Genomic DNA, 20,838 nt, shown 5'->3' with positions numbered 1-20,838 from the left:
TCGTACAGCAGGTCACGGCTTCACGCTCCGATGTTCTGGTGGTTGAATGTGACAAGGCAGAGAAGAGCTTTGCCATCCCCTACGTTGCCGATTTACGTCCGGCGGACGGCGACACGCGTCGCACTTGCTAAAGGTACGTCGACGTCACGCGCTGCACCGACTTCGCTGAACGTCGCGGACCTTTGCTTAGCATCAAACCAATGATCTCCGCGATGACTCAACTCGTTGATTCAGTTGTCTCCCGGCTCGCGTACCAAACATCCCTCGCCCTGCGGATCATATGAGCAAAATCCCCCTGGTTGACAGGCGCCGGCGCCCGACCATCGCCAGCCATTCGTCACCGGCGCGATGCCAGCGTATGAGCGAGTTCCCAACGAGCATCGTGAGCCATCGCCACAATGCGGCGTCCCCCTCGATATCTGGTTGTACGCCGGCCTCCACCAGTACCGCGTCCCGGCGGTCACATGCCGCCTTAGCCACACGCATCGCCTCGTCAAAGTCGTTACCCGTGGACACGTGCGGGTGGTCGACTGACACCAACCATCGGGCACCGGCATCACGCCACTGGATACGCGAGTGCTTCATCAGTGTCGCGAATCAGCGCCACTGGGAAGCATCCTCGGCATTGGCCTGCGCACGTCCTTCCCGGCGGAGCGTCTGCAGGGTCTCCACTGGAACAGGCGGGGGCATATTCTCAGGCGTCGAGCGAGTCGACGACTTGCGGGACGAGCGCAAACAGGTCCCCGACGATTCCATAGTCGGCAACGCTGAAGATCGGCGCTTCCTCGTCCTTGTTGAGAGTGACCATATAAACCGAGAAAGTCAGCGTGGAAACGATGTGTGCCCATAGAGGGATAGACAGCCGCCAACCACTTGCGACATCACACAAGCCAACAAAAAATGCACCTGTGAATGCCAACGCAATCAGCGGAACCACTATCCGCCCGAATAGCCCACTGGCATATAGTCCAACAACGTATTCCGCGATTGCGCTCGTTGTCACTGCTGTCCGCGTGTTCACCATATCGCTTCGCCGTTTTCCTGTCTGCTCGGTAGGCTATGCACCTTTTAGGCTTATCGGCTTGCGCCATCATCTACTTGATCAACCGCATCCCAACGACCTTCGAAGCTGTCACATCGAAGGTCGCTGTGTACTCGCACTCGGCGACGTGCCCTGCCCGCTCAATCAGGCAGTCCGCGAAATCCGCCTTGTCAGATGCCGCGAAAACGCGAAGAGCCTTTCGTACCGTGTCCGCAGCCTCAACGACTAATTCCTTGGTGCCGATCATCGAGTCGATGATGTCCTTCATCTGATCGCGCTCGACGCCGTAGCATCGCCCGAGAACCCAGACGACTTCGATCAGTGCGACCTGCGAAACATATCCCGGCAGCTCGGCGGTCAGAGAACCCATCAGCGCTGTCGCCTTCTTCGACTGCATGGCATCGTCTTGGGCAAAGTAGCGCACCAGCACATTCGTATCGAGCCCGATCATCTAGCCGATGCTCCTTGCTCTGCGATAGCCCGATTCATGTCTTCGATCGTCACAGGTTTAAGGGGCTTCTTGACAATGCCATTCAGCGACGCAAGGGAACGCGTGGCCGGGTAGATCTCGTACCGGCCGGTGGTTTCGTTGAAACTGAATTCGATCCGGTCTCCGGACTCCAAGCCGAGATGATTGCGCACGTCGACCGGGATTGTGACCTGACCCTTTGATGTAATGGTTGCTGCTGTCATGGTGTCCTCCTGTGTGCCTTACTTTAAGGTAAGGAGACAAAAAATCAAGGCCATGAGGCTGCGACGACGGGGCGCTGTCGCTATTTGTACCCGATAGCCGTGCACGAAGCAGATAACAACGGGTGTCATGTAACTTATCCAACTAACGCTTAAGTGCCGCTAACCTACCCCCACGTGAAACCCCGGGGTCAATTATCGCCCTAATTAGCAATCAGAAATCGGGGCCACCGGTCGTCTCGGTTTTGGGGCGAGATTGCTTCAGCGCAAAGAATCGCCATCAATGTGCGTGCGTTGCGCTGCCCTTGATCTTCACAATTGTTGTTGAAGACAACGTGAGTCCGCTCGACGCTTTTTGCGATGCGCAAGATGGACACAGCCAGTTCCCAAGCTCCTGATCGGTGTAGTCATAGTTGAACCTCGAGGGCGCTGAAGCCGCGCCCTGGATATTCCACATTTCATGATTTCTGCCGTGCAGCCGAATGAGAGCAAGTTGCGGGTTTGTCACCTGCCAGATTGCCGGGATTTAATTGGCGGTCGTATTCGGCTCGTCGACAACGACGTTGACGAGGCCGCGGTCGCGGTCGCGGTCCATCGAGGAGCGTAGTCTCGCGTGCGTTCTCTGAAAACCACGAATTGTGCCGGAATTCCGCGGTCAGCGTGAAGCCGTCGTTTTCGTACGCGTATCTGCTGCGATTGCCGGCCGGGACCGGCGCGCTGCTGCTGTTCGGCGCGGTGCAGGCGACGATGATCGGCTACGGCCTCGTCAAAGGCGAGCGCCTCGCCGCGATGCAGTGGCTCGGCCTCGCGCTGGCGCTGATCGGGCTCGTCTGGCTGGTGCTGCCGGGCTTGTCCGCGCCCGAGCCGTTTTCTTCCGCGCTGATGGCGTTGGCGGGCATCGGCTGGGGCGTGTATTCGCTGCGCGGTCGCGGGCTCGCCGATCCAGTCGCGGCAACGGCGGGCAACTTCGTGCGGGCGCTGCCTCTCGCGATCGTCGTATCGGCGGTGGCGCTGGGCTTCTCGCACGCAAGTTTCGATGCGCCGGGCATCGGCTACGCAGCGGCATCGGGCGCGGTGACCTCGGGTCTCGGCTACGTGATCTGGTACGCGGCGCTCAATCAAGGGCCTCAAGCCCGCGACGGCCGCCACCGTACAGCTGAGCGTGCCGGTGATCACCGCGGCGGGCGGCGTCGCGCTGCTCGGCGAAGCGCTCACGCTGCGATTGATCGCGAGCTCGGTGGCGATCCTGGGCGGCATCGCGCTTCGTCGTACTGACACGGCGCGCGCGATAGCGGACTTTTTTCGAGTCGGTACTCGGTTTCTTCGCGCACGCGTTGGTACGCCGACGTTTCCGCCAGCGAAACGAGCGGGCGCGCCTACGCCGAATCGTCCGGAGGTGCGCTCAGAGCACGACGAATTTTTCTCTGTGCGCTACCATACACACCGCCTCAAGCTTCGTCTGACAAAAGACACACTTACCACCGGTTGCATATGCGGGTCTATGGCCTGCTACGGTAGTATCTTGTATTCAACGCGGCGCGCGTATTGCATAACGTATGGGCGGGGTGCCCGGTGCGCCCGACTGCCGACCTTCGGCCGCCATCCGCCTACTCGGGTCGGATCGGTGAGATCGGGGCCGCAAGCAATAATCTTCGTCTGATGCTGGATCGCCGGCGCCGGGGAATTTCTTTCCCGCGCCCGGCGAAAGTTACATTGCCGCAGCAGGACCGGCAGCCGTTGGGAGCGGAGACGCGGCGGCGCATCGGTTCGATCTGGTTGAGGCAAGACTCATCGGTTGAATCATTCTCTTGAATGAAGCGCGACGCGAAACGGTGCTTTTGCATGGTTTCGCTTCAGGCGCCAGCCGCTGCGAGCGGCGGGTTCGCGTGCACTCTGCGCAGACCCGTCGTCCGACGAATCCCTTCTGGAGAGCGCTGTCATGCCTCACCCTGCTGAGCTACCCGAAGAGAGCATCGCGGGCCGTGCGAGCCCCGCGAACGATCCCACCGTGATCCACGCCGAAGTTACCTCCACCCTCGATTTCGAGGACGACACCGGGCCCGCGCGCACGCCGTTGCGTTTCGGACGCCTCGCACTGTGGATGGCCTCGGCGAGCGCGCTCGTTATTGGCGTGCTGGGGACCGTGGGCTACAGCATGTGGTTCACCCACGATCAACGCGTCTACGCCGAAGCGATGGCGAGCGCGCGCAAGACGCTCGGCATCGAGCAGCCGGCGCTGGCGCTTACACAATCGGCCGGATCGGTCGAAGCGGCGGGCGCGCATCCGTCGACATCGCTCGCGACGATGCCCGACACGACGTCGCTTGCCGACAACGTGCCCGATTCCGCCGGAACCGTCGCTAGCGATGGCGATGCATCCGACGCGGCGGGTGCGGCAGGCGCTGGAGCCGGCCTCGCGGCGGTAACGGTCGCCGCCGCGCAAAACGCGGCGCAAGACACGACCCAAACCGCCGATGACTCCCCGAGGCCCGCGCCGCGCAGCCTGCGGCTCAACGCAAGGCGAGGAATCGCTCGACGCGTTCCGGCCAGCAGTACGCAAGTCAGGCCGCGCGTCGGCGCAGCGCGCACGCCAAATCCGAGCAGCCTGGCCTCTTCGCTCGCATGGGCGCGTTTTTTCATCGTGTGAGCTATCAACAAGCCAATGTCCCGACCCGTCAACGAGAGGAATATTCCCGCCCTTGACCCGGAGGGCGCGCTGGGCCGACGCGCCGCCCGCGCGGCCGTCGTGGCGCGCGCGCTGTATCACCGCGCTCGCGCGCCCGGACCGGCATTACTCGCGTCCGCCGCGCTGCTGTGCCTGCTGATCGGTTTGCTGATGCTGACGTTTCAGGTCCGCACGATCTTCACGTCGCAGTTGCAGCAGGAATATGTGGCATTGGTGCTCGAAGCCGTCGAGCGCGCCGATGCCGCACGCGGCGCGGTGATCGCGTATTGGCGCAGCGAACGCGACCGCACCAGCGCCGACGTGCGCGCCGGCATCATCAGCGTATCGCATACCTTGATCGCACTGTCGGCGATCGTGTTCGGCGTGCTGATCAGCGCGCTCGGAATGTATGCAAAACGCAATCGGCAACTGGCGGGAATATCGCAGGAATTCGAGCAGGTGTCATTGCACGACGCGATGACCGGCCTGCCCAATCGACGCAAGCTGTTCGCCGCGCTCGAAAGCGCCGCGGCCGAACTGGCGCAAGGGGAAAGCGATCGGCGCATCGCGGTGCTGTATATCGACCTCGACGGCTTCAAGCGCGTGAACGATACGCACGGGCATCGTATCGGCGACGAGTTTCTGATCGCGGTGTCGCGACGATTCCGGCAGACGGTGCGCAACCGCGATGTGGTCGCGCGCATCGGCGGCGACGAGTTCGCGGTGCTGGTGCGCGAATTCGCCAGCGACACCGAATTGGCCGCGATCGCGCAGCGCATCATCGCGGGCGTCGCGGAGACGGACGCGACGATGAACCTGTCGACGGTGCGCGCGAGCATTGGCATCGCGAGCTATCCGGATCGCGTGACGGATTACTGGCGGCTCGTCGCCGCCGCCGACGACACGATGTACACGGTCAAGCGCAACGGCAAGAACAACTTCGCGTTCGCGCCGCTGGTGGATTGAGCTGCGCGTTTTGCATTTTGTGCTTTGCGTTTTGCACGCAAAATCACGCGGCCGCGCGCAAGTCCTCTTCTCCGCCCAGCGCGTCGGTCAGGTCGCCCAGCATCCGCGCGATTTCGCCGGTCATCAAGGTGAAATCGGCTTCGAAGATTTCGTCGTCGTTGACGGCGGTCGGATCGGCGACTTCCTTGAGGACGTCGAGCGCCGCGACGCGTTTGAGCGCCAGCGACGGCGTGAGGACGAACGACACGCGGTCGGTCCATGTCATTGCGAGCCGCATGCATTGCTTGCCTGCTTCGATGTGGCGGCGCATATCCTCGGTTTCCAGCGCGTGGCCGACGTAGCGCACGGTCGCGTTGCCTTCGCCGGTCGAGCGCAGTTCGGTGTCGCGATCCAGCGTGAAGCCGGCGGGCGCGTCGCCGCTCAGGAGCCAGTCGGTCATCGCGGAAACGGGCGCGCGCGACGCGCACGCTCATCAGCGGCAGATCCGTGACCGACTTCACCAGCAGGCCGATGATGTCATCGACGAGCGTCGGCGACGACGCATCGATCGCAAGCCATCCGTTAACGGGATCGATCCACACGCGCGTATCGCGGCGAATGCTGAATGCGCGCGGCAACAGTTCGTCGACGACCTGCTCTTTCAGATCGCGCAGCTGCTTCCGGCCGGGCTTGAAGTCCTGCTGCTCTTCGAGTTCGAGCGCGCGTTCCTTGGTGAACTGCGTGACGACCGACGCGAGCAACAGTTTCTTCTCCGCGCGATAGGTGATCAGCAACTGCCGGTTCGTCGCGTAGACAAGCGCATCATCGCCGCGCGGCGAGACCCAGCCGCGACGTTCGTTCTCGATGCTCGATGCATCGCTGAACGCGAGCGGCGCGAGCCATCGCTGCATCTGATCCGGGGTGACATTCCAATTGATGGGAAGACGGTGAAGCTGGAGGTTCTTGAACCACATGGCGGGACGTTCTATGTAGTCGAGGAAAAGCGCGCCATTTTATACGACGTTGAGGAGTGTTCGCGATGAGGATGAGATCGGAAGTCGCTGGCGCTATACGGCAATGCCGTATAATGAGGCAATGTACACCATCATCGAGACCGAAAGTTTTGTCCGCTTCGCCGCACAAATCTGGCAAGACGACGAACGCGAAGAGTTTATCGCCTGGCTGGCGAACAATCCGCTGGCGGGCGTCGTGGTTCCAGGCACGGGCGGCTTGCGCAAAGTCCGATGGTCAGCCTCGGGACGAGGCAAGCGCGGCGGCGCGAGAGTCATCTATTACAACCTTCTGGACGACGGCAAGATCTGGCTTCTGATTGCATACACAAAGGCCAAATTCGACAAGCTGCCAACGACCTTCCTCAACCAGCTTCGTGAGGCAATAAATGGATAAGGAAACAGAACAATTTCAGGCGGAACTGCTTCAATCGGTCCGTGACATGAAAGCCAAACGCGCGGCCCGCGTCACGCAAGTCGAACCGACCGTCGCCTCACTTGCGCGCGCCAAGGTCGGCGTGTCCCAATCCGAATTCGCCGCGTTGCTCGGCGTGTCCGTGCGGACCTTTCAAGATTGGGAGCAAGGTCGACGCAATCCGACCGGCGCAGCCAAAACACTCCTTCGCGTCGCGGTCGAGCATCCCGAAGCGCTGCGCGGTCTGCAACGCATCCTTTAAAACGACGCGCCGGATCGCTCATCGTCCGGGCACAATCCTCCACCCCAAGTTCACCCCCGCCGCCGCCAGCAGAATCAGCCCCGCGCCCGCCACTTGCGGCCACGCGAGATGCTATCCGAACGCGAGCCAGTCGACGACGATCGCCACCACCGGATAGATGAACGACAACGCGCCGGTCATCGCGGTGGGCAGTTTCTGGATCGTGCCGTAGAGCAGCACGTACATCAGCCCCGTATTGACGATGCCCAGCGCCACGAGATCCGCCCAGCCGGACGCGCTCGCCGGCGTCTGATCGAAGCGCACGAACGGCGCGAGCATCGCGACACCGAGCAGGACGTGCAGCATCGCGATGAGTTGCGGCGGCGTGCCCTTGAGCCGCTTCGTGATGATCGATGAAACCGCGTACAGAAACGCCGCGCCCAGCGCATACGCGATGCCTTCGATATAGCGTCCCGGCATCGCCAGCACGGCGGGTTCGACGCGCACGACCATCACCAGTCCCATGAACGCGATGCCGAACCACGCCAGCGTCGACGCCGTTATGCGTTCGCGCAACACCAGCGCGCCCAGCACGACGAGCATGAACGGCTGCGTGTTGTACACCGTCGTCGCCATCGAAATCGACGCGCGCGAATACGACGCGAACAGCAGCAGCCAGTTGCCGACGACCGCCGCGCCGCCCAACGCGACGAGGCCCATCATGCGCCACGAAAAATACGCGCGCCGCAACAACCCGAGCGCCGCGCAGACGGCGATCAGCGTCGCGCCGCCGAACACGCAGCGGAAAAACACGACGTTCCACGGTGTCTGTCCCGACGACACCACCAGTCAGCCGATGGTGCCGGACATCAGCATGGCAAGGCACATTTCCAGCGCGCCGCGACGCGTGGCGGATGCGTTGTCGTTCATCCCGGCGGCGCGCGTATCGATGGGTTCGGTGCTCATGGTCTTCGGTTGAAGCGAGTTTCGATGACAACGAGTCTATCGAGGCGCATCGCCCAAAACCATGCTTAAAATGAGGCGCAACGAAAATTCAACTTTCGATTCGAAGGCCATCATGCCGAAAAACCTAAGCGCATCGGCGGCGAGCGTAATCGATGCAATCGATCGCGAACTTATCGCCGTGATGGCGAGCGATGCGCGCATCGCGGTCAGCGAACTGGCGAAGCGCGTCGGGCTCTCGGCGCCGGCCACGGCGGAGCGCATCCGCAGGCTCGAAACGCAAGGCGTCATTCGCGGCTTTACCGTCGATATCGATCCGCGCGCGCTCGGCTACACCTTGCAGGCCATCGTGCGCGTGCAGCCGCTGCCCGGGCAACTGCATCTCGTCGAAGAAGCGATCCGGCGCATCCCCGAATTCGTCGAATGCGACAAGGTGACGGGCGACGATTGCTTCGTCTGCCGCCTGTGGCTGCGCTCCATCGAGCAACTCGACGATATCCTCGCGCGCGTCACCGATCGCGCCGCGACCAGCACGGCCATCGTCAAGACGACGCCGGTCGAACGTCGTCTGCCGCTGCTCGAATGACGCGGCCAGCCGCATTAAAGCGTTAAACTAAAGCGCACGATGATTCATCTGACACGCGCGCACACTTAAGCGCGCGAGGAGACATCATGAGCGATTTCGACGCCAACCATACCTTTCGCGGGCTGCTGTTGACGCCCGAGCAGGATGCCGAGATCCGGCACTACATCAGGCATAAAAAGCAGCGCGGCGAAGACTGGGACACGCCCGAACTCGACGCGATGCTGCGCGACATGCTGGAGCCGCCCGGCGACGACGAAGACGAACCGGTCGATGAAAACGTCGAGGAAGAAGAATCGCGTGCGATGGCCGAACGCGCGTCGGCGTTTATCGACGAAGGGATGGATCCGATCGAGAGCAGCGAGGAATGGCACGCCGCGATGGAAGCGGAGGCCATGAAAGGCCCGCGCCGCTGAAAAGACCGCGGCGCTTGATTGAAGCTCGCAACGAATGAATTAGCCGCTACGTTTCAATGTCTGTGATGCAGCCAGTCGCGCGGCGGATGCGTATCGAGCCAGCGCGCTTTCGGCGTATGAATCGGCGGGTGACGGCGATGCATCGCGAGAATCACCGCAATGCACAACACGAGTATGACGCCCGCCATCAGACTGATCATCGGTTCGGTCATCGCAGCCTCCTTTCCACGTCAAGCGCGACACCTTCATTTTAGGCCTTGTTTTCAGGCTCCGATGCAGATCGCGCCCATCGCGATGACGCAGCACGACACGAGCCGTCGCGCGCTCAATTGTTCGTTCAGAAACATGCGCCCGATCAATGCGGCGAACACCACGCTCGTCTCGCGCAACGCGGATACCGCGCCCATCGCGCCATATTGCATCGCCCAGATCACAATGCCGTACGCGGCGATCGATACGAGTCCGCCCGCCGCGTTCTGTACGACGACCGGCAGCGGCGCGCGCAACGCATGCGCCCCGCGCATTGCGATGAACAGCAGCGGCATCAGCAAATAGAACGCGAACATCCACGCCGTATAAGCCATAGCGTCGCCCGATGCGCGCACGCCGATGCCGTCGATCACCGTGTAAATCGCGATGGTCGCGCCGGTGACGAACGCCGCCCAAGCGCCCTTTCTCGACACATTGCCGCGCTGCAACGCCAGCGAAATGATGCCGCTCGACACGAGCACGATGCCGGCGATCTGCAACACGCCCGGATGCTCGCGCGCAAACAGCGCCGCGCCGAGCGCAACGAGCATCGGCGACGAGCCGCGCGCGATCAGATACGTCTCGCCCAGATCGCCGCTTCGATACGCGCGCACCAGCGCCATGTTGTACGCGATATGCACCAGGCCCGACGCGACGATGCACGGCCACGCGCCCGCATGCGGCATCGGCAGAAACGGCAGCGCCGCCAGCGACACGACGCCGATGCAGATGCTCATCCACGTCATGGACAGGAAGCGATCGGCGTTGCCATGCAGCATCGCGTTCCAGGTAGCGTGAAGCAGTGCGGCCAACAGAACGAACCCACCCACGTAGCTGAACATTGTCGAGACATCTAGATGTTTTAATGGGCTCATTCTATGCCAATCGCGGGCAAAGCGCGACTGCTTTATGCCATCGGCAAATAAGCTTTGCATCGATGCACAAGCACGCCGCCAAGCGTGCCGGCGTGGTCTGTCCTATAGTGGCAAGGCACGAGCAGTCCACTTCAGCGCACCTTCTACGGAGACGCATCATGGCGACCTGGAAACCGGACCCGAGCTTCTACCCTTCTCCGCGACTCGCGGCCAAAGCGCCGCGCGAAACGCTCGCTTACGTCGCGACCTTCGATCCCGAGCGCAAGACGCCCGACAGAATCGCCGTGGTCGATGTCGATCCCGGCTCGGCCAGCTATACGCAAATCGTCGGCGAACTGTCGATGCCCGATATCGGCGACGAGCTGCATCACTTCGGCTGGAACGCGTGTTCGTCGTGTCTGTGTCCCAATGCGCCGCATCCGCACATGGAGCGGCGCTATCTCGTCGTGCCGGGCTTGCGCTCGTCGCGCATTCATATCGTCGATACGAAGCCCGATCCGAAGCAGCCGGTCATCGTCAAGACGATCGAGCCCGAGGAACTCGCGGAGAAAACCGGCTATACGCGGCCGCACACGGTTCATTGCGGTCCGGGCGGAATCTATCTCACCGCGCTCGGTAATGCCGAAGGTCAGGCGCCCGGCGGCGTGCTGATGCTCGATCAGCAAAGCTTCGATCCGCTCGGGCGCTGGGAAGTCGAACGCGGCCCGCAGCAGCTCGCGTACGACGGCTGGTGGCATCTCGGCTACGACACGATGGTCACGAGCGAATGGGGCCTGCCTGCAAGCTTCGAGAACGGTCTCGTGCCCGATCTGCTGCTCGGCGCGAAGTACGGCCGCAAGCTGCATTTCTGGGACTTCACCAAGCGCAAACATATTCAGGAAATCGACTTCGGTGACGAGTATCAGCTCGTGTTCGAATTGCGGCCGGCGCACGATCCGACCAAGGCATATGGCTTCGTCAATTGCGTGATCAGCCTGAAGGACCTGTCGTCGTCGATCTGGACGTGGTATCGCGATGGCGACAAATGGGCCGTTAAAAAAATCATCGACATTCCCGCCGAACCCGCCGATGCCGACTCGCTTCCGCCGATGCTCAAGGGCTTCGGCGCGGTGCCGCCGCTCGTGTCGGATATCGATCTGTCGATGGACGACCGCTTTCTCTACGTATCGTGCTGGGGCACCGGCGACATGCTGCAATACGACGTCTCCGATCCTTTCTCGCCGAAGCTGACGGGCAAGGTTCGCATCGGCGGAATCGTGTCGCGCGCGACGCATCTGGGTGCTCCGGGTACGTCGAATGGCGCGCTCAACGGTGCGCCGCAAATGGTCGAAGTGAGTCGCGACGGCAAACGCGTGTACTTCACGAACTCGCTGTACGGCGCAATCGACGATCAGTTCTATCCCGAAGGCATCGACGGTTGGATGGTCAAGCTCGACGCCGATCCAAACGGCGGCTTGAGTATCGACCCGGACTTCTTCATCGAGTGGCCGAATGGGCAACGGCCGCATCAGATCCGGTTGCAAGGCGGCGATTGTTCGTCGGACTCGTATTGCTATCCGTGATCGTGCGGATGGTTGCGAGAGGCCGCGCGCCGTGACATCCGCCCCGCCCGCGTTGTGGCTCACCGCTGCGGGCCTCGGCGCGTTCCACGGCCTCAATCCCGCGATGGGCTGGCTGTTCGTCGTCGCGCTCGGGCTCTACGCGCAGAGTCGGCGCGTCGCGTTGCTGTCGCTGGTGCCGATCGCGCTCGGCCACGCGGCATCGGTCGCGCTCGTGCTGGCGGGCGCGATCACGCTCGGCGCGTTCATCGGCCACGATACGCTCGCGCATTGCTGCGGCGCACTGTTGATCGCGTAGGGCGTGTGGCGCGCGTGGCGCGGGCATCGCGGACGGCCGTCGGTCGGCATGCGCACCGGGCTCGCGGGACTCGCGCTGTGGTCGTTCGCGATGTCCAGCGCGCACGGCGCCGGCCTGATGCTGGTGCCCGCGTTGTTGCCGCTGTGCAACGGCGCGCTCGCGGGCCCGGCGGCGAGCGGCGCGTTCGAAGCCGGCGCGCTCGCTCTCGTCGCGCACACGGCGGCCATGCTGGCGGTGATCGCCGCGATTTCCCTCCTCGCGATGACCCTTCACGAACGTACCGGACTCGGGTTTCTACGCACGGGCTGGATCAATATCGATTGGGTCTGGAGTGTGGCCCTGATCGCATGCGGCGCGTGGTTGTTCGTGTAGCCTGAAACGGTCGGTATGTCGCCGACCATTACTGACGTTACTGCGCGAGATACTTCGGATACCTTGGCGGAACGATGCAGAAGTTCGGCGGCCATCGGCTACCGACGCCGATTGCGGGATACGGTCAGTCCCGGCAATATCGGCCGAAAACCCGGGTTTTTTCGAGGCAAAAACAACAATCGAACCAGGCGAAGAATAACGTGGGAGACACGACGATGCGCGAAATTTCATACGAAGAACAAACTGTCGGTTCAGGCAATCCGCTCGCACGATTCGCGCATCGAACCCGCATGACGATGGCGATCGATCTCGTCACGCATTTATGCAACCGCTACGGAACCGTGGTCGATTTCGGCGCGGGACCGGGATTGTTTCTGCACACGCTCGGCGAAGCGCGTCCGGACGTGACGCTGGTCGGCCACGACCCGTACATGGCGCCGACGTTTCCCGAAGTGAAATACGCGGCATCGCTCGATCATGTCGCGCCGCGCAGCGTCGACGTGCTGACCGCGTTCGAGGTTTGCGAACATCTCTACGCGAACGAAGTCGATGCGCTGCTCGAAGACGCGTCGCGCATTCTCAAGCCCACGGGCGCGCTGGTGATTTCCGTGCCGATCATGTATGGCCTCGCGATCGCGCCGAAAGTCTCCAACTGGATGATTCGCGGCCGCACGCTGAAGTCCGAATACACCACGGCGGAAGTGTTCAAGTCGATGATCGGCATTCCGGTGAGTCGTCCGCAGAATCCGCGTGTGACGCATAAGGGTTTCGATTTTCGCGCGCTGCGCAAGCTGGTCAGCGAGCGATTCGTGATCGATGCGGTGCATCTGAGCCCGGTTCCGCATATGCCTTGGTGGGCGAGTTCGCAGTACTTTATGATTTGCCGGCCGCGCGGGGGGGCTTGAGCTTCGCGATCCGCGCGCGTTCGTTATATTGCATGCAAAGTACCGAATCGACCGATGGCATTTCGCATGATGTATGCAAAATGCCATCGCGCCTCGTCACTCCACCCGCGACACCGCCTCATCCCCCGGCAAATCCGCCGTACTCCACCCGCCGCCCAGCGCCTTGACGAGCGCCACGCTCGCCGCCATCCGACGTCGCTCGATACGCACCGCCGCCCGCTGATCCGACAGCACGATCACCTGCGTCACCACCACGTTCAGATACGTGATCGCGCCGTTCTCGTAGCGATTGCCGACCTTGGCCAACGCACGTTGCGCGGCGTTCACCGCATCGCGTTGCGCCGCGCTTTCGCGTCGCAGGACTTCGAGCGCGTTGAGATTGTCTTCCACCTGTCCGAACGCGCTCAGCACCGTCTGACGATAATCGGCGACGCTTTCGTCGTACGCGGCGCGCGCCGCATCGCGCACGGCTGCGCGTCCGCCGAAATCGAGCGCCGTGAAAGCGAGCGACGGACCGAGCGACCAGAAGCGGCTCGGCGCCATCAGCCAGTCGCTGAAGTGCGTCGCCTCCAGACCGCCGGTGGCCGCGAGCAGCAGGTTCGGAAAGAACGCGGCCGTCGCCACGCCGACGCGCGCGTTCGACTCGGCCACGCGCCGCTCGGCCGCCGCGATATCCGGCCGGCGCTCGAGCAAGGTCGACGGCACTGATAAGGGCAGCGCCGCGAGCGCGGCGGCAGGCGGCGCGTGCGACTCGTTGAGCGGCGCGACATCGAGCGTGAAAGTCGAAGGCGGCTCGCCGACGAGAATCGCGATCGCATTGACGAGGCTCGTGCGCGTCGTCTCCAGATCGATAAACTGCGCCTGCGTCGAGCGCAATTGCTCCTCGGCTTGCGCGACATCGGACTCGGCCGCGACGCCACCCGCGAAGCGATCCTTCGTCAGCGCGAGCGCCTTTTCATAGGCCTGCAAGGTCTCCTTCAGCAGACGCTCTTCCTCGACCGTGCCGCGCAGATCGAAGTAGTTCGTCGCGAGTTCGGCCTGCATCGAAAGGATCGCGCTTTGCAGATCGGCGGCACTGGCCTGCGCTTCGGCTCGACCGCCTTCGACCGCGCGCGAAATGCGGCCCCACAGATCCGGTTCCCACGACACTTGCGCATCGATCATGTAGTCCGGCACGGTCTTGCCCGCGCTCGACCGATACAACACGTTCGACGACACGCGCGACTGATTGAACGATGCATTCGCCGAGATCGTCGGGAAATAGGCCGATCGTGCCTGCGCCACAGCGGCACGCGCACCGCGATAGCGCGCGGCGGCCGCTGCCACCGTCTGATTCGCGCCGACGACGCGCTCCTCCAGCGCGTTCAATTGCGGATCGCCATAGACTTCCCACCACGGCGCGCGCGGACGCGCATCGCCGGGTTGCGCGAGCTTTCAGTCCTGCGACGACGTTGGTACATCGAGCGGCACGCCGTTCTTGTACGACGCAGGCATCGCGACTTCGGGACGCACATAATCCGGGCCGACCGCGCAGCCCGCGAGCATCACGCCGAGCAACGACGCGATCGCGACAGGCGTCTTCATGACTCGCCGCCTCCCGATGCTTTGCCCGCGTTTTCCTTTTTAGCGGCGCCGCCGATGCGAACCGCCGCGCCGTCGATAATCGAATCGGGCGGATTCACGATCACGCGTTCGTCGCCGTTCAGGCCCGACACGATCGCGACGCGGGTGCCGTAATCGGTGCCGAGCGTGATCGGCAGCAGCTTGACGCGATTGTTCGCATCGACGCTTGCGGCACGCACGCCTTCCGGTCTGAACAACAAGGCGTTACCTGGTAAGGTGTACGAAGGTTTATCGCTCGTCAGACGAAAACGCACTTGCGCATACGCGCCCGCGAGCAATTCGCCGGCCGGATTCTTCACATCGACTTCGACGCGCATCGTGCGCGCAACCGGATCGACCGCGCCCGCCGTGCGCACGGTCACGCCTTCGAACTTGCGGTTGCGCTCTTCGTTGAGCAACAGTTCGGCCGGCAAGCCGACCGTCACCATGCGCGCATAGGCTTGCGGCACGTCGACGTAGACGCGCAACGTCGTCGCATCCTGAATGTGGAACAGCTCGCGTCCGGCCGCGCCGCTGCCCGCATCGATCAACTGGCCGACATCGGTATTGCGCGCGGTCACGGTGCCGTCGAACGGCGCATAGATCTTCTGGAACGATACCATCTGTTCCAGGCGCGATACGTTCGCCTGCGCCGCGTTCAATGCCGCCTGCTTGGCGAGCATGTCGCCATTCTTCTCGTCGGTCTCCTGACGCGATACCGAATTGTTTTTCAGCATCTGCGCCCAGCGATCCGCCGTCGTTTTCGCCAGCAGATAGTTGGCGCGCGCGGTCTGCGCATCGGCGCGCGCCTGACGTAACTGATCGTTGATTTCGGGCGCATCGATCTCGGCGAGCAACTGGCCTTTCTTCACCTTCGCGCCGATATCGACGGTCCAGCGCTTCAGATAACCGTTGGTGCGCGCGAAGATCGGCGCATCGGAAAACGCACGGATATCGCCGGCCAGCACGAGATCCTGCGTCGGCTTCATGCGCGTCGGCTTGATGACTTCGACGGTCTGCATGCCGTGCTCGTTGGCATCGCGTTCGAGTTCGGCATGCGCGGTGTGGCGCGAGAAAAGTCCTTGTGCAATGAGTCCAATTGCAATCAGCAGCGCAATGGCGAGCCACCAGCGCCCGCGCTTTTTATGCGATGCCGTATCGTTCGGCTGATTCCCCGTGTTCATGCCTGCGCTTCCTTTGCCTTGTCTTCACGCGCTTCGAGGCGCTTATAGATCATCGAGAACACCACCGGCACGAAGAACAGCGTCGCGATCGTCCCGACCATCAGCCCGCCGATCACCGCGCGGCCGAGCGGTGCATTCTGTTCGCCGCCTTCGCCGAGTCCGATTGCCATCGGCACCATGCCGATTATCATCGCGAGCGCGGTCATCAGCACCGGACGAAATCGCGTATAGCCCGCTTCGAGCGCGGAACGCACTGCATCGCCATGTTCGCGCAAGGCACTGCGCGCGAAACTCACGACGAGAATACTGTTCGCCATCGCGATGCCGATACACATGATCGCGCCCGTCAGCGCGGGAATGGACAGCGTGGTGTGCGTGAGAAACAGCATCCACACGATGCCCGCGAGCGCGCCCGGCAATGCGGTGATGATGATGAACGGATCGAGCCACGACTGGAAGTTCACGACAATCAGCAGATACACCAGCACGACCGCGAGAATCAGGCCGAAGGCGAGCCCGGAGAACGACTGGTTCATCGTTTCCACTTGCCCGCGCATGTCGATGGACGAGCCTTTGGACAAGTGCGCGCGCGCTTCGTCGATGATGCTCTGCACGTCGTCGGCCACCGCGCCAAGATCGCGGCGTTCGGTCGTCGCGTAGAGATTGATCGTGGTCTGCGCGTTGTAGTGATAGACCACCGCATCGCGCGAGCCGCGCGACAGCGTTGCGAGCGCGCCGAAAATGTTGGTCTTGCCGCTCGCCGACGTCACCGGAATATTGGCCACCGATTGCAGCGAATCCATGTCGTACTGAGGCGCCGATGTAATGACGTTATAACTCACGCCGTTGACCGGATTGAGCCAGAACGTCGGCGTCGTCTGCTGACTGCCCGATAGCGTGATAAGCAGATTGTTCGCTACATCGCGCTGCGTGAAGCCTGCTTGCAGCGCTTTGGTTCGGTCCACTTCGACGTTGATCGCGGGCAAATCGGACGGCTGCTGAATGCGCGCATCGACGAGGCCGGGCACGCGACGTATCTTCTCCAGCAAATGATTGGCGACGACGCGATTGCCCTTCACGTCGCGTCCCGTGATGGCGATATCGATCGGCGCGGGCGTGCCGAAGTTGAGAATCTGACTAACGATATCGGCGGGCAGGAATGAAAAGGACACGCCGGGAAAGTCCTGCGGCAAGCGCTTGCGCAGTTCGTGCACATAGCCTTCGGTCGGCGCGTGGCCTTCCTTCAACGTGATCAGTACGTCCGCGTCGGCCGTGCTCACCGTGCCCGTGTTGTTGTACGAGAGATTGATGCCCGACACCGGCAAGCCCATGTTGTCGATCATCGAATGAATCTCGCCGCGCGGCAGAATCTCGCGGATACGTTGATCGACGCGATCCGTCAAAGCCGCCGTTTCCTCGATACGTGTACCGGTTTTCGTGCGCAGATGCAGCGCGATCACGCCCGAATCGATCGACGGAAAGAAGTCGCGTCCGAGGAACGGCGCAAGCGCGAGCGACAACAGACAGCAGATCAGAAAGAGCGAAGCGAAACGTTTCGGATGATCGAGTTGCGCTTCGAGAAAACCGCGATAACGCGTGCGCACCGCTTCGAAACGACGCTCGAACGCGAGATGAATACGCACGAACGGATTGCGCGAGCCCTTCATCGATTCGACATCGCCGCCCATATGCTCGTGATGGCGCAGCAAGTATTTCGCGAGCGTCGGAATGAGCGTGCGCGAAAAGAAATACGACGCCAGCATCGCGAAGACCACGGCTTCGGCGAGCGGCACGAACAGATAATGCGCGACGCCCGTCAGCAGAAACATCGGGATGAACACGATGCAGATGGAGAGCGTGGAAACGAGCGGCGGCACCGCGATTTGTTGCGCGCCATCGAGAATCGCCTGCTCCAGTTCCTTGCCTTGTTCGAGGTTCTGGCTGATGTTTTCGATCGCGACGGTCGCATCGTCCACGAGGATACCGACCGCGAACGCGAGACCGCCCAACGTCATGATGTTGATCGTCTGTCCAATCGCCGAGAGCGCGACGATCGACGTGAGCATCGACAAGGGAATCGAGATCGCGATGATCAGCGTCGCGCGCCAGCTGCCGAGAAAGAGCAGCACCATCAGCGCGGTAAGGCCGGCCGCGATGACCGCTTCGCGCAATACGCCTTCGACGGAGGCGCGCACGAATAGCGACTGGTCCGCGACCGGATCTATCTTGAGCGATTCGGGCACCATGCCGCGCAAGGTCGGCAAAAGATTCTTCACGCGCGCGACGATATCGAGCGTCGATGCGTTGCCGCTTTTATTAACCGTAAGCAGCGCGGCGCGCGTGCCGTCGACGCGCACGATATTGGTCTGCGGCTGAAAACCATCGCGCACGTGCGCCACATCGCGAATATAAATCGTGCCGCCGGGGCCGGTGCGAATCGGCAGATCGTTGAGCCCTTCGATCGTGTTCGGACTCGCGTTGAGACCGACCGAATATTCCGTCGAGCCGATCTTGGCCGTACCCGTCGGCAAGATCAGGTTTTGTGCGCTGATGGCATTGACGACATCGGTCGGCGCGAGATTCTTCGCCTGCAATTTGCGCGAATCGATATCGACCATGATCTGCCGTTGCTTGCCGCCATAGGGCAAAGGCACCGACGCGCCTTGAACGGTTGCAAGCTGCGTCTTCAGGAAGCTGTTACCGAAATCGTAAAGCTGCTGCTCGGTGAGTTCCTTCGACGATAAAGCGAGCCGCAGAATTGGCACCGTCGATGCATTGAAGCGCAGAATATTTGGCGGTGTGATGCCCGGCGGCAAGGAACGCAATTGCGTTTGCGACAGGGCGGTAATCTCCGCGACCGCCTCATCGATATTCGCGTTCGGTTGAAAATAAACGCGTATCACCGCAATGCCCGGCAGCGATTCGGATTCGATGTGCTCGATATCGTTGACCGCCACCGACAGCCCGCGCTCATAGTTGAGCGTGATGCGACGCTCCATCTGATCCGGCGGCAAGTCGTTGTACGTCCAGATGACGCTGACCACCGGAATGTCGATATTCGGAAAGATATCGGTCGGCGTGCGCAGAATGACCAGCGGGCCGATGATCAGCAACAGTAGCGACAGAACGATGAACGTATACGGGCGCTTAAGCGCGAGTCTGACAATCCACATCGAATTTCTGCTGTTCCCCGTGCAAGTTTTGAATTTTTTTCGAAAGTCATTCGAAGCCGTGTTTGAGCCGGCACGCTACGATGACACATCCAAAGCTTACAAAACAAATATTGCTAACGCTTGCGAGGATTTATGCGGAATAAAACAACAGAGGATGACGCGAGGCTGCGAGAAAACTGACAGCCGTGACAGAAAACTCACGGCTGCCGCTTAGGGAAAATGCTAAGCGCGCTTAGTGGAAATTGCGTCGCGCATAGCGCAATGCAGCAATCAACGGCGATACGCGATAACGATCCTCGCCGTAATGCATCGATAAATGCTTAAGCACGTCATGCACATAGTCAATGTCGATGCGATCGCCCCACGCAAGCGGGCCGAGCGGATAGTTGACGCCTTTTTCCATCGCGAGATCGAGATCGGCGCGCGAGCATACGCCTTGATTGATCGCGTCGGCCGCTTCGTTGATCAGCATGGCGACCGTGCGCATGACGATCATGCCGGCCACGTCGGCGAAGCAAATCGCCGCATAGCCACAACGCGAAAGCGCGCCCGCCACCGATGCATAAGCGTCGTCCGAACATTGCAGCGTACGCGTAAGCGCGATGCTCAAAGTCGTTGCATAGTCGAGCGCGAGATCGATCAATACGACGTTGGTGATTCCCATCGCGTGCGCGCGTTCGGTCGCGGTGCGGCCATCGGTCACGAAGAGATAGGCGTCGTCGATTTGCGCGACTAAGCCGGGCATATCGCTGCGCATTTCGTCGGCGTTCGATAACCTTGCTTGCAACGCCGCATACAGCGGCGCGGCTTCGCCGAGCACGATCGTCGACGGCATGCGCGTGTTCGTTTCAACGCTTGTGGCAGGCTTCGCGGCATCGGCGGAATAGTCGTAGAAGCCGAGGCCCATCTTGCGGCCGAGGAAGCCCGCATTCACCAGTTCCTGCTGGATCAATGACGGCGTAAAGCGCGGATCGTTGAAGTACGCATCGAATACGGATCGCGTGACCGCAAAGTTCACGTCATGCCCGATGAGGTCCATCGATTCGAACGGGCCCATGCGGAAGCCGCCGGCATCGCGCATCACCGTGTCGATCGATGCGACATCGGCGCCCTGCTTGTTCAGCACGCGCAACGCTTCAGCATAAAACGGCCGTGCCACGCGATTGACGATAAAGCCCGGCGACGACTTCGCGTACACGGCGCGCTTGCCCCATGCACTCGCCGTCGCATGAACGCATTGCGCGATGTCGTCTGAGGTCGCCAATCCGCGCACCACTTCGACTAGCGCCATCATCGGTGCGGGGTTGAAGAAGTGCATGCCGACCACGCGAGAGGGATGAAGCAACTGCGCCGCGATCGCGGTGATCGAAATGGATGACGTATTGGTAGCGAGAATGCAGCGCTCCGCGACGATCTCTTCGAGTTGCGCGAACAACGCGCGCTTCACATCCAGACGCTCTGCGACTGCTTCGATGACCATCGCGACGGAGCGGAAGTCCGCAAGATCGGGAACGCTGCGCACGCGCACTAGGTCCTGTTTACATTTAAGAGCGGCCCGAAGGCAGACACGATGGAGACAAAGGTGAGGTAGCTGTGGGCGAGTTTGTCATATCGAGTGGCGACGCGACGAAAATGCTTGATACGCTTAAAG

General features: G+C 61.8%; 17 protein-coding genes and 6 pseudogenes. 11 read left to right on the top strand and 12 right to left on the bottom strand.

What is annotated here, in order from left to right:
* Positions 1-694 precede the first annotated feature (694 nt).
* The 3 genes from BVER_RS36295 to BVER_RS17445 form a co-directional block, all read right to left on the bottom strand.
* Positions 695-1,003: a hypothetical protein gene (locus BVER_RS36295; protein ID WP_370444262.1), complete on the bottom strand. Its 309-nt coding sequence runs from the start codon at positions 1,001-1,003 to the stop codon at positions 695-697.
* Positions 1,004-1,094: 91 nt separating this feature from the next.
* A complete protein-coding gene (locus BVER_RS17450) occupies positions 1,095-1,493 on the bottom strand; it encodes a type II toxin-antitoxin system VapC family toxin (protein WP_050454393.1) in 399 nt (132 codons plus the stop codon).
* A complete protein-coding gene (locus BVER_RS17445; RefSeq protein WP_050454392.1) occupies positions 1,490-1,735 on the bottom strand; it encodes an AbrB/MazE/SpoVT family DNA-binding domain-containing protein in 246 nt (81 codons plus the stop codon). Before BVER_RS17445 ends, BVER_RS17450 begins: the two co-directional genes overlap by 4 nt.
* A 666-nt stretch (positions 1,736-2,401) precedes the next feature.
* On the opposite strand from BVER_RS17445, the pseudogene BVER_RS17440 reads away from it, so the two are divergent.
* The 3 genes and pseudogenes from BVER_RS17440 to BVER_RS17430 all read left to right on the top strand — a co-directional run.
* Positions 2,402-2,996 (top strand): annotated as a pseudogene (locus BVER_RS17440) (EamA family transporter); the annotation flags it as partial.
* Positions 2,997-3,671: 675 nt separating this feature from the next.
* Positions 3,672-4,379: a hypothetical protein gene (locus BVER_RS17435; RefSeq protein ID WP_232316604.1), complete on the top strand. Its 708-nt coding sequence runs from the start codon at positions 3,672-3,674 to the stop codon at positions 4,377-4,379.
* Between the two features lie 15 nt (positions 4,380-4,394).
* A complete protein-coding gene (locus BVER_RS17430) occupies positions 4,395-5,363 on the top strand; it encodes a GGDEF domain-containing protein (protein WP_083452228.1) in 969 nt (322 codons plus the stop codon).
* A gap of 43 nt (positions 5,364-5,406) precedes the next feature.
* Here the strand turns inward: BVER_RS17430 and BVER_RS17425 are convergent.
* A pseudogene (locus tag BVER_RS17425) lies at positions 5,407-6,316 on the bottom strand (recombination-associated protein RdgC).
* A 121-nt stretch (positions 6,317-6,437) separates the two neighbouring features.
* Between BVER_RS17425 and BVER_RS17420 the strand changes: the two are divergent.
* A complete protein-coding gene (locus BVER_RS17420) occupies positions 6,438-6,749 on the top strand; it encodes a hypothetical protein (protein WP_050454390.1) in 312 nt (103 codons plus the stop codon).
* Positions 6,742-7,029, top strand: coding sequence for a helix-turn-helix domain-containing protein (locus tag BVER_RS17415; protein WP_050454389.1), 288 nt, complete (start codon positions 6,742-6,744; stop codon positions 7,027-7,029). Before BVER_RS17420 ends, BVER_RS17415 begins: the two co-directional genes overlap by 8 nt.
* 18 nt (positions 7,030-7,047) lie before the next feature.
* Here the strand turns inward: BVER_RS17415 and BVER_RS17410 are convergent.
* Positions 7,048-7,857 (bottom strand): annotated as a pseudogene (locus BVER_RS17410) (DMT family transporter).
* Between the two features lie 229 nt (positions 7,858-8,086).
* On the opposite strand from BVER_RS17410, the gene BVER_RS17405 reads away from it, so the two are divergent.
* Positions 8,087-8,557 carry an Lrp/AsnC family transcriptional regulator gene (locus BVER_RS17405; RefSeq protein WP_050454396.1) on the top strand — a complete coding sequence of 157 codons (471 nt, stop codon included), beginning with the start codon at positions 8,087-8,089 and terminating at the stop codon, positions 8,555-8,557.
* Between the two features lie 86 nt (positions 8,558-8,643).
* Positions 8,644-8,970: a hypothetical protein gene (locus BVER_RS17400; RefSeq protein WP_050454388.1), complete on the top strand. Its 327-nt coding sequence runs from the start codon at positions 8,644-8,646 to the stop codon at positions 8,968-8,970.
* A gap of 53 nt (positions 8,971-9,023) precedes the next feature.
* On the opposite strand, the gene BVER_RS31650 is transcribed toward BVER_RS17400, so the two are convergent.
* Both BVER_RS31650 and BVER_RS17395 read right to left on the bottom strand, forming a co-directional pair.
* Positions 9,024-9,182: a hypothetical protein gene (locus BVER_RS31650; protein ID WP_157056106.1), complete on the bottom strand. Its 159-nt coding sequence runs from the start codon at positions 9,180-9,182 to the stop codon at positions 9,024-9,026.
* A gap of 51 nt (positions 9,183-9,233) precedes the next feature.
* Positions 9,234-10,061 carry an EamA family transporter gene (locus BVER_RS17395; protein WP_050454387.1) on the bottom strand — a complete coding sequence of 276 codons (828 nt, stop codon included), beginning with the start codon at positions 10,059-10,061 and terminating at the stop codon, positions 9,234-9,236.
* A gap of 191 nt (positions 10,062-10,252) precedes the next feature.
* On the opposite strand from BVER_RS17395, the gene BVER_RS17390 reads away from it, so the two are divergent.
* From BVER_RS17390 to BVER_RS17380, 4 genes are all read left to right on the top strand, one after another.
* Positions 10,253-11,656, top strand: a complete 1,404-nt coding sequence (locus BVER_RS17390) for a selenium-binding family protein (protein WP_050454386.1) — start codon at positions 10,253-10,255, stop codon at positions 11,654-11,656.
* Positions 11,657-11,687: 31 nt separating this feature from the next.
* Positions 11,688-11,951, top strand: a complete 264-nt coding sequence (locus tag BVER_RS36290) for a hypothetical protein (protein WP_370444261.1) — start codon at positions 11,688-11,690, stop codon at positions 11,949-11,951.
* Between the two features lie 3 nt (positions 11,952-11,954).
* The gene (locus BVER_RS36285; RefSeq protein WP_370444260.1) at positions 11,955-12,323 is read left to right on the top strand and encodes a hypothetical protein; all 369 of its coding nucleotides are present in this window, start codon (positions 11,955-11,957) and stop codon (positions 12,321-12,323) included.
* A gap of 215 nt (positions 12,324-12,538) precedes the next feature.
* Entirely contained in the window at positions 12,539-13,228 is a 690-nt protein-coding gene (locus tag BVER_RS17380) for a class I SAM-dependent methyltransferase (RefSeq protein ID WP_232316603.1), read from the top strand.
* 96 nt (positions 13,229-13,324) lie between these two features.
* Here the strand turns inward: BVER_RS17380 and BVER_RS17375 are convergent.
* The 5 genes and pseudogenes from BVER_RS17375 to BVER_RS32635 all read right to left on the bottom strand — a co-directional run.
* Positions 13,325-14,812: pseudogene (locus BVER_RS17375) on the bottom strand (efflux transporter outer membrane subunit).
* A complete protein-coding gene (locus BVER_RS17370; RefSeq protein ID WP_050454385.1) occupies positions 14,809-16,014 on the bottom strand; it encodes an efflux RND transporter periplasmic adaptor subunit in 1,206 nt (401 codons plus the stop codon). Before BVER_RS17370 ends, BVER_RS17375 begins: the two are co-directional and overlap by 4 nt.
* On the bottom strand, positions 16,011-19,187 hold the full coding sequence (locus BVER_RS17365; protein ID WP_050454384.1) for an efflux RND transporter permease subunit: 3,177 nt from the start codon (positions 19,185-19,187) through the stop codon (positions 16,011-16,013). The genes BVER_RS17370 and BVER_RS17365 overlap by 4 nt, the downstream gene beginning before the upstream one ends.
* Positions 19,188-19,419: 232 nt before the next feature.
* Positions 19,420-20,712, bottom strand: a pseudogene (locus BVER_RS17360) (3-hydroxyacyl-CoA dehydrogenase); the annotation flags it as partial.
* Positions 20,713-20,714: 2 nt separating this feature from the next.
* Positions 20,715-20,838 (bottom strand): annotated as a pseudogene (locus BVER_RS32635) (IS5/IS1182 family transposase); the annotation flags it as partial.

It is taken from the genome of Candidatus Burkholderia verschuerenii (assembly GCF_001189365.1).
In the GTDB taxonomy this organism is placed as follows: domain Bacteria; phylum Pseudomonadota; class Gammaproteobacteria; order Burkholderiales; family Burkholderiaceae; genus Caballeronia; species Caballeronia verschuerenii.
Note: the sequence above shows the minus strand (reverse complement) of the source record. Positions and strands in the feature narration are given on the sequence as shown.